Here is an 11825-nt window from a genome sequence, read left to right as displayed (position 1 = left end):
GCGCTCAGCGGGCCTCCCGCTCCTGGAACTTCACCCCAACGAGGCCCAGTCCTGACACGGCGTCCACGAAGCGCTCGGTGACGAAGATGTAGCCGGGGATTTCCTCCAGGCGGAACACGTCCACGCCCGTAGGCAGCGTCGCGGCGTCGAGGATGATGGGGTCGGGGAGTCTCTTGTCCCGGGGGTTGCCACACGTCGGGCAGGGCGGCTTGAGGTCCGGCGGGAAGCAGGCTGTATGGAGCCGGCCGTACAGCCTCAGTTGGAGGTCCAGCAACTCCGGCGGGTTCTTGCCGCGGAAGCTCACCTGGATGGGACAGCCCTGGAGGCCGCGCAGGCCCGAGGACTGCAATTGCTCCAAGGCTTCCCGACGGAGCAGAAGCGTCCACGGTGTCTGCATGAAGAGGTCGCCAACGCGGTTGATTCCCTTCCCGGTGATGGGGCCGAATGCTGCCCCCGGTTTCAGCACGGCCCACGAAGGCACGAACGGACGTACCAGCTCGGTCAGACGAGCGAGTTCCTCGGCTGGCACCGGCCATGGGTCGGAGAGCTTCTTGAGCTCGTGTTCGGGAAGGCTCGACAGGTCCACGCACGGGTATTGAAGGCCCGTGATGCCTCCTCCGGCGCGGCAGGTAGGGCAGGGCTGCGCGCCCGGCAGGCTCCACTTATGGACCGCATCGTCCAGGTTGCCCGTGTAGCCCAGGGAGGTGTCCTCGGTGGCTTCGTAGAACTTCACTCTTTGCCTCCAGGCGTTCAGGGCGCCTTCAGCGAAGGGAGTGACTGAAACGGACCCATGGGGGCGTTATACGGCACGACCGGGCCTGTCAGCTCGAAGCGGAAGATGAGCTCAACTGCTTTCCGGTGAAGCTCCTCGGGCGTCACGGTGCGGCCACGGATGGACGCGTGGTAGTCGCGCCAGGCCTGGTTCCACAGGCCACCACGTCCCGTGCCGCTGTGAATCTGCCGGTGGATGTGCTCCGGGATGAGGATGGTGAACTTGTGGATGTCCACGCCACAGCGCAGGAACCACCGCGCCAGCAGCGGCTGCTGCGGAAACAGGTGGTGATGCACCAGCTTGCCCGGCTCGCGGGGTAGGGCGGGGAGGAAGCCCTGGCGGTAGCGGAAGTGGAATGTCATCCGAGGGCGTGCGCCGGCCCGGATGCCCGTGTTCCGCCAGTTGCGGAAGGCCGGCGCACGATGGGGAGGACGGGAGTACCCCTGAGCCAGCTCCACCGGAGCTTCCGCCAGCGCCTCCAAGTCCACATCGGCGCAGTCGAAGAGGCCGCAGTCTTCGCCTTCACAGGCAACAACGACACACTGCTCCACCTCGGCGGAGTCGCACGCCTCCGCGCGCTCCGCGTCCTCCCAGGCGCGCCCGCCGGGAAACGACGAAGCACAGGCGCAGAGCAACACAGCGAACAGCACCCCAGGACGGACTCGCGGAAGCGTCGTCATCGTGCCCCGGACGATACCGGCTCACCCTCCCCGCCGGAGGAGCACGGCCCGGCTGTCCACGTTGAGCACCTGGGTCCCCCCGCGCAGCGTGGCGAGCGGCTCCTCCCAGTGCGCGTGGCCGCACACCACCAACAGCCCCTCCCGTCCTTCGAGCACCTCCCGGATGGGCGCGCTCCCATGCACGCGCATTCCCGGCAGGTCCGGGCCCGCATGCAGCACGAGCAGCTCCGGCGCATCGCGCAGCACCTCGCGTATCAACCCGAGGTGCTCCTCTTCCTCCCTCCGTCCCAGCTTGTCGGGCCGGCCGATGATGCCGCCCACCCCCGCCACCCGCAGCCCCTCCAGCTCCACCGTCTCGCCGTCGAGCAGGCAGACTCCCGGCTCGCGCTTGAAGCGCTCCTGCTCGCGCGCACTCCCGAAGGTGTCGTGATTGCCGGCCACGCCCGCCACCCAGCGGTAGTGCGCCGCGAAGGCACGCCACACCTCCCGCACGTCCCCCGACGCCCCACGCACCGTCGCGGAGTCCTCCGAGTACAGGTCCCCCGCGAGCACCACGCCCGTGTTTCCCGCGAGCGGCAACTCACCCAGCTCGCCCAGCTCCGCCAGCGTATCGGCCAGCACCTCTCCCAGCAGCGCCACCGCCCCATCCCGCGCTGCATGGGGCGCCACGCCCTGCAGGTCCGACAGCACCAGCAGTGCATCCAGCCCCTCCGGCAGCGCGTCCACCGTGCCATGCAGCAACGGGAAGTGACGGAGCTCCGCCCCGCCGCGCGGTGCCGCGGACTGATAGGGCCAGGTCTGTGACGGCACCGCGTCGAGTGTCAGGATTCGCATGCGCGGCAGGGTCGGATGAGGCCCGGTGTTCCTGACGGCCCGCCTCCTGTCCATGCATGCGCCGGGGCGCTACCGAGACCCGGGAGCAGAGGTAACCCGGTGGACACTCCCGGAAAAACCCCGGTTCCCTCCATGCGAGGTTGGGGCCATCTTTTCGCCACCGTGTCCCTGCTGCAGCGATTGAAGACCGAGACGCGCCCTCACCATGAGCGCACCGAGGCCGCGGTCCGGCTGATGGAGCCGGGGCTGACTCCCGGCGACTACCGGCGTCACCTGGAAGCACTCCATGGGTTCTACGTCCCGCTGGAGGCGGCGCTCGCCGCCCGGCTGGAAGCGGCGGAGCCCGCCCTGCGAGCCCACGAGCGCTGGAAGGTGTCGCTGCTGGAGGAGGACCTCCGCGCGCTCGGCCATGACGCCGCCTCGCTCGCCAGGCTGCCCCGCTGCGAGCAGCTGCCCGCCCTGCCCGGAGTCCCGGAGGCGCTGGGCTGCTTCTACGTCCTCGAGGGCTCCACCCTGGGAGGTCAGCTCATCCTCCGCCACCTACGCCGCCACTTCGCCGGTGTCCCCGTCGGTGACTTCGCCTTCTTCCGCGCGTACGGCGAGGACGTGGGCCCCATGTGGCGGGCCTTCGGTGAGGCCCTCACGCACACGGCGGCCCGGGCGGCCTCCGGTGACTTCGACACCCGGGTGGTGAAGGGAGCCCAAGACACCTTCGATGCATTCGGAGCCTGGCTCACGCGGGAGACAGGCCATGCGTCCGTCCGCCCCTGAGCTGGACCTGACCCGATGTGACAGGGAGCCCATCCACCTGCTGGGGGGCATCCAGCCGCATGGCGTGCTGCTGGCCTTCCGCGAGCCGGACCTCACCGTGGCCGTGGTCAGCGCCAACGCGGAGGCGCTGCTCGGCGTGTCACCCCAGGCCCTGCGCGGACAGCCCGTCACCCGCGTGCTGGACGCGGACACCCTGCGCCGCGTGCGCGCCGGCACGGCCTCCGGGCCCGTGCGCGTGAAGGTGGGCGGCCGCGCCTGCTCCGCGCTGCTGCACGACAGCGACGGGCTCGCGGTGCTGGAGCTGGAGCCCCTCTCGGACTCGACGGCCGAGGAGGACGCCCTCGCCGCGCTGCACCGGCTCGTCTCCTCGCTGTCACGCGCCCACGGAACACCCGCGCTCCTCCAGGCCGCCGCGGACGCAGTGCGCGCGCTCACCGGCTTCGACCGCGTCATGGTGTACCGCTTCCACGCGGACTGGCACGGCGAGGTGCTGGCGGAGAGCCGGGGAGGGGGCGTGGACTCCTTCCTGGGGCTGCACTTCCCCGCCTCGGACATCCCCGTCCAGGCCCGTGCCCTCTACACGCGCAACCCGTTGCGCCTCATCGCGGACGTCAACGCCCGCACCGTGCCCCTGGAGCCGCCCGCGCTGCCGGACACGGGCCGCCCGCTGGACCTCTCCGGCGCGGCCCTGCGCAGCGTGTCCGAGGTGCACCTGGAGTACCTGCGCAACATGGGCGTGGGGGCCTCCTTCTCCGTGTCGCTGCTGAAGGACGGCGCGCTGTGGGGCCTCATCGCGTGTCACCACCTGAAGCCGCACGCCGTCTCCGCCGCCCGGCGCCAGGCGTGTGAAGTCCTCGCGCGGCTGCTGTCCCTGCAGCTCTCCGCCGAGGAGCGCGGCGCCGAGGCCGCCTCGCGCGCCCGCCGCGCCGAGCTCCAGCGCCGGCTCGTCACCCAGCTGGGCGAAGGCCCCGCGCTCCCCGCCGCGCTCGAGAGCCACGGCGGGCTGCTGCTGGAGCTCACCGGCGCCAGCGGCGCGGCGCTCCTGCTCGGCGGCGCCCTCGACGCGAAGGGCGAGGACCCCGAGCACGGCGACGCGCCCCTGCTCTTCGGGAAGACGCCCTCCGCGGACGAGGTGCGGGCCCTGGCCGCGTGGCTCACCCTGGAGGCGGGGCAGGGCACCACCTTCCACACCGAGCGGCTGGGCGCGCTCTTCCCGCCGCTGGCCGGCCGCGCGGACGTGGCCGCCGGCCTGCTGGCGGTGCGGTTGGACCCGGAGGCCCCGCGCTTCGTCCTCTGGTTCCGTCCGGAGGTGGAGCGCACCGTCACCTGGGCGGGCAACCCGCACAAGCCCGCGCAGGCGGAGCCGGGCCACGCGCGGCTGCACCCCCGGGGCTCCTTCGCCGCCTGGCGCGAGGAGGTGCGGGGGGTGAGCGCACCCTGGACGCCCGAGGACGTGGAAGCGGCGGATGCGTTTCGCGGCGGGCTGGCGGGGGTGGTGCTGCGCCACGCGGCGGAGCTGGCCCGGCTGTCGCGCGCGCTGGCCCGCTCCAACGCGGAGCTGGAGTCCTTCAGCGGCACCGTGGGGCACGACCTCCAGGAGCCGCTGCGCGGCATCCAGCAGTACACCGCCTTCTTCCTCGAAGACTACGGCGACTCGCTGCAGCCCGAGGGACGCGAGCAGCTCCAGGCCGTGGGGGGACTGGCCCGGCGCACCCAGGGGATGCTGAAGAACCTCTTCGAGTACAGCCGCGTCGGCTACGTGGAGCTGGCGTGGGGCGAGGTGGACATGCAGGAGGTGGTGGACGAGGCGCTCGCCATGATTTCCACGCGCCTGGAGGAGGGCCGTGTCGAGGTGCGCCTGCCCCGCCGCCTGCCCCGCATCGCGTGTGACGCCGTGCGCATCCGCCAGGTGTGGGCCAACCTCCTATCCAACGCGGCCAAGTACCAGGCAGCCGAGCCGCGCTGGGTGGAGCCGGGCTTCTTCGGCCCGGGGGAGCCGCGTCCGGCAGCGGCGGACCGCTTCCGAGCGCCCTACGTTTTCTTCGTGAGAGACCCGGGCATCGGCATCCCCCCGCAGTTCCACGAGAGCATCTTCGAGATGTTCCGGCGGCTGCACCCGGCCCAGGCGTATGGCGGCGGCTCCGGGGCGGGGCTCGCCATCGCCCGCCGGCTGGTGCGGCTGCACGGAGGCGAGCTGTGGGTGGACTCCGCGCCCCACCAGGGCGCCACCTTCTACTTCACGCTGGGCCGGGGGCCGCGATGACGACGGCCCGACGCCCCCTGCTGCTGGTGGAGGACAGCGACGCGGACGCGGTGGCGCTGGAGCGCATCGCCCGCCGGCTCCCCATGCCCGTCCCCGTGGTGCGCGTGCGTGACGGAGAGAGCGCGCTGGACTACCTCTACCAGCGCGGCGACCACGCGGACGCCCCCCGGCCGGCGCTGGTGCTGCTGGACCTGCACATGCCGGGCATGAGCGGCCGAGAGGTGCTGTCGCGCCTCAAGGCGGACCCGGCGCTGCGCGGCATCCCCGTCATCATCTTCTCCAGCTCGGAGGCGGTGGGGGACGTGGAGGGCGCCTACGCGGACGGGGCCAACTGCTACCTCTTCAAGCCGGAGCCCGGCGAGCCGCTCGAGGCCACCGCGCGGGCCCTCCAGGCCTTCTGGTTCACCGCGGCCCGCCTGCCGGGGGAAAGGCAGTCGCCCCCATGAGCCTGCGCGTGCTGCTGGTGGATGACAGCCCCGCGGACCGGCTCGCGGTGCGCCGTGCCCTGGAGCGCGACGCGGACGGCGCCTGGCACGTGGAGGCCGTCTCGACGGCGGAGGAGGCCCTGGCGCGCATCCACGCCACGCCGCTGGACGTCGTCCTCGTGGACTACCACCTGCCGGGGATGAACGGGCTGGGCCTGGTGCGTGAGCTCCACTCGCGCGCCCTGGACGCAGTCCCCGCGGTGGTGATGCTCACCGGCAGCGGCAGCGAGCGCGTGGCGGTGGACGCGATGAAGGCGGGCGCCCAGGACTACCTCGTCAAGGACACCTTCAGCGCGGAGCGCCTGCGCCGCAGCCTCCGGAGCGCGGTGGACCGGGTGCGCATGGCGCGCGAGCTGGAAGCGCGCCGTGTACAGGCCGAGCGCGCGGAGCAGGCCGCCCGTGAGGCCCTGGCCGTGCGCGACAAGCTCTTCGCCCTGGCCACGCACGACCTCAAGGGGCCGCTGCAAATCATGGCCCTCAATGCCCAGCTCCTCAGCCGTCAGCTCGCCCCCAGCGTGCTCACCCCCACACAGGCGTCGCGGCTGGAGCACATCGTCCGCGCCGCGCACCGCATGGGCGAGCTCATCGACCACTTCCTGGAGGTGACGCGCGGCGAGGAGCAGCCGCTGCGCCGCGAGCCCATGGACCTGCGCGCCCTGGTGGGCTCCAAGCTGCACGCGCTGGAGGCCGCCGCCCGGCACCGCTTCGTCCTGCACGAGCGGGGCAAGGACTTCACCGGCAGCTGGGACGTGCGGGGCCTGGAGCGCGTGCTGGAGAACCTGCTGGGCAACGCGGTGAAGTACAGCGCGCCGGGCACCACCGTCACGGTGCGGCTGGCCGAGGAGCCCGGCGAGCCGGTGGGCCGGGTGCGGCTGGAGGTGTCGGACGAGGGCATCGGCATCCCCACCGACGACCTGCCCTTCGTCTTCGAGCGCTTCCGCCGCGGGCGCAACGTGACGAGCGACATCGCCGGCAGCGGGGTGGGGCTGGCCAGCGCGCGCCACATGGTGGAGCTGCACGGGGGCACCATCCAGGTGGAGAGCCAGGAGGGCCGCGGCACCACCTTCACCGTGCGCCTGCCCCGGACGGACTCCGCCAGCGTGGGCGCCTCCGGCGGAGGACCGACGCCCTCCGCCCCCCTGTCGTGAGCGCTACGGCACCGCGGGCATGCTGCCGCGCAGCATGAAGAAGATGACCACGCCCGTCACCGACACGTAGACCCAGATGGGCGCCAGCCACCGCGTCACCTTCCGGTGCCGGGTGAACTCCTGCTTCCACGCGAAGTAGAAGGCCACCAGCGCCAGCGGCACCACCGACATGGACAGCAGCACGTGGCTGGCCAGGATGCTCAGGTACAGCCCGCGCCAGTCGCCCACGTAGCGCGTGTTGCCGTGCACGTAGTGGTACGCCAGGTAGCACACCAGGAAGAGCGCGGACGCCGCGAAGGCCGCCACCATCAGGTACTGGTGCGCCTTGCGCGCACCCCGCTTCACCGCCACCCACCCGGCGATGAGCAGCGCCGCCGCCGTGGCGTTGAGGCCCGCGTTGACTGCCGGCAGGAAGCGCAGATCCACGCCGTCCACCGGCCCGCCCCGCCGCACCATCAGAATCCACGCCAGGAACGACAGCGCGGCCGCGGAGACCACGGCGGTAAACACGTAGAAGGCCCGGTCACTGACTCGGGCCCGAGGCGACGCGGGGAGGGCGTTCGACATGTCTTCCTATCTCTCCCGGCCTGCAATGCGTTGCAACCACGGCTCACTCGGGGAAACCACCCGGGCGCACATGTCGGATGAGGTTTTGTTTACCCATCGTTTGATCTTCAACAGGTAATTCTTGCATACTGGGAATTGGTCACCCCCGACCCCCCTCTCGGAGGTCCCCTTTGGACCGTGTGCGTTGCCTTGCCGCCCTGGCCGGCGCCGCCTTCGTTCTGGCCACACCTGCTTCCGCCGAGGAAGCCGTCTGTGCGCCCGTCGCGAAGGTGCCCCTGGAGCGGCACCTCCGGCAGTTGTCGTTGGACCTGTTGGGCCGTCCCCCGACCTATGAGGAGTACCGGGCCATCCAGGCCAAGGGCGCCATCGGCTCGGACGACATCCGCGCCATGATGGAGAAGGACGAGTTCCACGGCCGCATGCGGGCGTACCACCGCGCGCTGCTGCGAGCGAACCTGTCCGCCAGCGTCTTCGACAACGGCAACTCGCGCATGAGCGGTTCCGGCGCGGAGACCAGCCCCCTCTACCTGGGCAACAACAGCGCCAGCGCGCTGCGCGGCGTCAATGGCGCTGGCTGCGAGTCCACCATCGAGCAGTCCGCCTGCCTCACGGCGGTGAACCCGGACGCCCACGCGGCCCCCCTGCGCGAGCGCGTGCTGACGTGCCGGGACGAGCGCCAGGTGCCGATGCCCGTCACGTTCGACTACGACGAGAACCTCTACCAGTGCACGCCGCTGGCCACCTTCACCGCCGGCGCAAACCAGGTGACCACGTGCGCCCAGGTCCGGGACCACGCCGTCTGGGGCAAGTACGTCTACTTCTGTGACGTGCAGGGGGCGAACAAGGACTCGTTCATGTGCCTTCCGGACCCGGGCCGGACGGCCACCGCGGCGCTGACGGTGGAGAAGCTGGAGGCCGGCCGCATCGTCGCCTTCGAGCACCCCAACCCCGCCTCGCGCCCGTCGCTGACGGAGCTGAAGCGCTGCACGCTGGACCTGGAGTGGCGCGACGGCGTGAAGGGCAACTACACGCCCCGCCGCGGCTGCATCCAGCGCGAGGGCTTCGTGATGGCGCCCCAGCCCTTCTGGGCCACCGCCGGCACGCCCGCCACCGTGAAGGTGTGCGCCATCGAAGCGCAGAACAACAGCGTCAACCCGTGGACCCTGGCCTCCTGCGAGGCGGCGCGCTTCACCGGCGACCGCACCTGCGGCTGCGGCGACAAGCTGCGCCGCTGCGAGGTGGGCAACCTCGGCCAGCCCCAGAACGTGCGCAGCGTGCACGACATGCGCGTGGTCGCCTTCAACGAGGAGCCGCTGCGCATCGCCGAGTCCGTGGTGAAGCGGGACGAGCCCTACTTCAACATCCTCACCACGCGCCGCTCCTTCGTGAACGGCACCCTGTCGGAGTACTACCGGCAGCGGCAGGGCGCGGGCATCTTCAACGTCTCCGCGCCCACGGACCTGGCCGCGGTGCCCGCCATCCCCTACGAGGAGAACGGCGCCTGGGCGGAGTACACGCGCGACGCGGCGCACTCCGGCGTGCTCACCACGCCCGCCTTCCTCTACCGCTTCCCCACCCAGCGCGCGCGGGTGAACCACTTCTACGAGGCCTTCCTCTGCAAGACGTTCTCCCCGCCCGCGGAGGGCTCGCTGCCCGCGCCCGAGGACTCCTGCAACCGGGAGAACAACCTCGCGGTGCGCTGCGGCTGCAACTACTGCCACGCGACGATTGAGCCCACCGGCGCCCACTGGGGCCGCTACGCCGAGCGCGGCGCGCAGTTCCTCCCGCCGGACCAGTTCCCTCGCTTCGACCCGAAGTGCCGCGACTGCGCCCTCAACGGCGACACCAGCTGCGGCGGCGAGTGCAACCAGTACGTCATGCAGGCCTATGACGGCGACGGCGCCAGCAGCCTGGGCATGCTCAAGACGTACCTCTACCGCACGCCCGACGAGGAGCAGAACATCGAGGCCGGCCCCCAGCTGCTCGTCCAGCGCATGCTGCAGACGGGTGATTTGGAGCGCTGCACGGTGAAGCGCATCTGGAACGAGTTCCTCGGCCGGCCGATGTCGGCGGAGGAGCAGCGCATGTACCTGACGCCGCTCTCCCAGGACTTCGCCAGGAGCGGCCACAAGCTGAAGTCGCTCATCGAGCGGGTCGTGACGACCGACGCCTACCGGAGGATCGACTGATGCGCCGCCTTGTCCTGACCGCCGCGCTGCTCGCGCTGGCCTCCGGCTGCACGAAGTCCGAGGAGAACACCGTCCCGCCTCCGCTCGACGGCCAGCTGGAGCCCGTCCCCAACCCCCACCAGCCCGGTGACTTCGAGCCCCTGCCGGACCCCGAGGCCCAGAACGGCAGCGTGGGCCGCGCTCCGCGCCGGCTCACCGTGGCCCAGCTGGACGCGGCCATCTTCCACGCCGTCGGCCGCCGGTGGATTACCGACGACGGCCGCGACGGCATCGACGCGCGCGCCACCTCCCTGGGCCGCGCGGACTACGCCCTCGTCGTCAACGAGAACACCGAGCCCAACCTCGTGTTCGCCAAGTTCCTCGAGGACGGCGCCCGCTACACCTGCCTCAAGCAGGCGGATGCCGAGGTGAAGCTGACGGACCCCTCGCTGCGCACGCTCAGCCGCACGCTGCCCGGCGCCTGGGGTGACCTGCGCAAGCTGACCGACGCGCAGGTGCGCGAGTACCTCGTCTACAACTCCACGCGCTTCTGGGGTGCTCCCCTGGAAGGCGAGGAGCTGACGAAGTGGGTCACCCTCTTCACCCAGGCCGCGGCCCGGGTGGAGTCCCTCAACACGAATCCCAAGCGGCGGGACCAGGTGCTGGCGGTGGTGTGCATCGCCATGCTGACCGACCCGCGCTTCATCACCTACTGAGCCTCGGAGTGACTGCGATGAAGAACAACCGCCACGACGAGAACCACCGTCCCGAGCGCCGCACCTTCCTCAAGGCCGCCGCCGGCTTCATGGGCTCCACGCTGCTGGGCGGCGTGCCCTTCCGCGCCTTCGCCCAGGCCGCGGAGCTGGCCCCCGCGGACCGCTGCTTCGTCTTCGTCTATTTCTCCGGAGGCTGGGACCAGCTGCTCGCCTTCGACCCGAGAGACCCGGACGAGTTCACCCCGGACCGCGCCGCCGAGACGAAGATTCTGCCCGGCTACAACCTCATCAACGACTCGCGCTTCCAGTCGCGCCCCATCATCCCCAACGAGCGCCCCGGCGCGGGCCGGCCGAACATCGACTTCGGACCGGCGGTGGGCCGGCTCGCGGACCACTACGACTTGATGACCGTGATTCGCGGCATCAACATGAACACGCTGGGCCACGAGGTGGGCTACCGCTACTTCCTCACCGGCAAGATTCCCATCGGCAGCGCCGCGCGCGGCTCCTCCACGGCGACGGAAATCGTCGGCCAGATGAAGCCGCGGGTGCCCATCGCCTCCATCTCCTACAACGTGGAGTCGTACAACGACCGCTACGGGGGCTACGCCAACGCGCTGCGCGTCAGCCGCCGGGACGACCTGCTGCTCACGCTGCGGCCGGCCAGCCAGCAGCTGGACAGCGAAATCGAGAAGCAGCTGCTCGACTTCCGCGGCCAGCCCGTCAACTGCGAGCAGGCCGCGTACGGCACCCGCGGCGTGGGCACCACCTACGCCAACAGCCAGGACCAGATGCGGCTGGTGCAGTCGCAGGGGCTGGAGAAGGCCTTCCAGTTCCTCGACACCACGCTGCCGGAGATGGCGGCGGTGCGCAGCCGCTACGGCCTCAACAGCCAGGCGGACGTGGACAGCGAGAAGGGCCGCGCGGCCACGGTGGCCACCGCGCTCAAGCGCGGCATCGCCCAGTGCGTCACCATCAACCTCACGGGCGGCCTGGACACGCACTTCGGCAGCCAGCTCACCCACGCCAACAACCAGCGCCGCGGCTTCGACGCGCTGGCCAGCCTGGTGGAGGACCTGCGCTCCAGCGCCCACCCGTCCGGCGGCAACTTCATGGACCACACCACCATCATGGTGTTCTCCGAGTTCTCCCGCACGCCGCTCATCAACGCCTCCGGCGGCCGCGACCACCACCTGTGCAGCTCCGCGCTGCTGATGGGCGCGGGCTTCAAGCACAACACCGTCTTCGGCAAGAGCGGCGACATCGGCATGTCGCCGGGCCGGTTCGATTTGCGCACCGGCGCGGCGGACCCGAACGGGGAGAACATCTTCCCCGAGCACGTCATCGCCTCCGTCCTCGCCTCGGCGAAGCTGGACTACAGCATCACCCGCGTGGAGCCCCTGCGCACCATCCTCGCCTGA

11 protein-coding genes are annotated in these 11825 nt (G+C 71.2%); 7 read left to right on the top strand and 4 right to left on the bottom strand.

What is annotated here, in order from left to right; all coding sequences use genetic code 11:
• Window positions 1-4 precede the first annotated feature (4 nt).
• The 3 genes from sitI6 to LXT23_RS00095 are packed head-to-tail and all read right to left on the bottom strand — an operon-like array spanning window position 5 to window position 2286.
• Window positions 5-733, bottom strand: a complete 729-nt coding sequence (gene sitI6 / locus LXT23_RS00105; RefSeq protein WP_253977978.1) for a SitI6 family double-CXXCG motif immunity protein — start codon at window positions 731-733, stop codon at window positions 5-7.
• A 17-nt stretch (window positions 734-750) separates the two neighbouring features.
• On the bottom strand, window positions 751-1452 hold the full coding sequence (sitA6, locus tag LXT23_RS00100; protein ID WP_253977977.1) for a SitA6 family polymorphic toxin lipoprotein: 702 nt from the start codon (window positions 1450-1452) through the stop codon (window positions 751-753).
• Window positions 1453-1473: 21 nt separating this feature from the next.
• On the bottom strand, window positions 1474-2286 hold the full coding sequence (locus LXT23_RS00095; RefSeq protein WP_253977976.1) for a metallophosphoesterase family protein: 813 nt from the start codon (window positions 2284-2286) through the stop codon (window positions 1474-1476).
• A 132-nt stretch (window positions 2287-2418) separates the two neighbouring features.
• Between LXT23_RS00095 and LXT23_RS00090 the strand changes: the two genes are divergently transcribed.
• Genes LXT23_RS00090 through LXT23_RS00075 form a run of 4 tightly spaced genes read left to right on the top strand, consistent with a single transcriptional unit; the run spans window position 2419 to window position 6953 of the window.
• Window positions 2419-3057, top strand: a complete 639-nt coding sequence (locus tag LXT23_RS00090) for a biliverdin-producing heme oxygenase (protein WP_253977975.1) — start codon at window positions 2419-2421, stop codon at window positions 3055-3057.
• A complete protein-coding gene (locus tag LXT23_RS00085; protein ID WP_253977974.1) occupies window positions 3038-5320 on the top strand; it encodes an ATP-binding protein in 2283 nt (760 codons plus the stop codon). Before LXT23_RS00090 ends, LXT23_RS00085 begins: the two co-directional genes overlap by 20 nt.
• The gene (locus LXT23_RS00080; protein ID WP_253977973.1) at window positions 5317-5766 is read left to right on the top strand and encodes a response regulator; all 450 of its coding nucleotides are present in this window, start codon (window positions 5317-5319) and stop codon (window positions 5764-5766) included. Before LXT23_RS00085 ends, LXT23_RS00080 begins: the two co-directional genes overlap by 4 nt.
• Window positions 5763-6953 carry a hybrid sensor histidine kinase/response regulator gene (locus LXT23_RS00075; protein WP_253977972.1) on the top strand — a complete coding sequence of 397 codons (1191 nt, stop codon included), beginning with the start codon at window positions 5763-5765 and terminating at the stop codon, window positions 6951-6953. The genes LXT23_RS00080 and LXT23_RS00075 overlap by 4 nt, the downstream gene beginning before the upstream one ends.
• Window positions 6954-6956: 3 nt before the next feature.
• Here LXT23_RS00075 and LXT23_RS00070 read toward each other — a convergent pair whose 3' ends face one another.
• On the bottom strand, window positions 6957-7520 hold the full coding sequence (locus LXT23_RS00070) for a DUF420 domain-containing protein (protein ID WP_253977971.1): 564 nt from the start codon (window positions 7518-7520) through the stop codon (window positions 6957-6959).
• A 170-nt stretch (window positions 7521-7690) separates the two neighbouring features.
• Here LXT23_RS00070 and LXT23_RS00065 point away from each other — a divergent pair, with 170 nt between their 5' ends.
• The 3 genes from LXT23_RS00065 to LXT23_RS00055 are packed head-to-tail and all read left to right on the top strand — an operon-like array spanning window position 7691 to window position 11825.
• Window positions 7691-9709 carry a DUF1585 domain-containing protein gene (locus LXT23_RS00065; protein ID WP_253977970.1) on the top strand — a complete coding sequence of 673 codons (2019 nt, stop codon included), beginning with the start codon at window positions 7691-7693 and terminating at the stop codon, window positions 9707-9709.
• Window positions 9709-10404, top strand: a complete 696-nt coding sequence (locus LXT23_RS00060) for a hypothetical protein (protein WP_253977969.1) — start codon at window positions 9709-9711, stop codon at window positions 10402-10404. Before LXT23_RS00065 ends, LXT23_RS00060 begins: the two co-directional genes overlap by 1 nt.
• 17 nt (window positions 10405-10421) lie before the next feature.
• A complete protein-coding gene (locus LXT23_RS00055; RefSeq protein WP_253977968.1) occupies window positions 10422-11825 on the top strand; it encodes a DUF1501 domain-containing protein in 1404 nt (467 codons plus the stop codon).

Origin of the sequence: Pyxidicoccus xibeiensis, assembly GCF_024198175.1 — a bacterium.
Taxonomy (GTDB): domain Bacteria; phylum Myxococcota; class Myxococcia; order Myxococcales; family Myxococcaceae; genus Myxococcus; species Myxococcus xibeiensis.
Note: the sequence above shows the minus strand (reverse complement) of the source record. Positions and strands in the feature narration are given on the sequence as shown.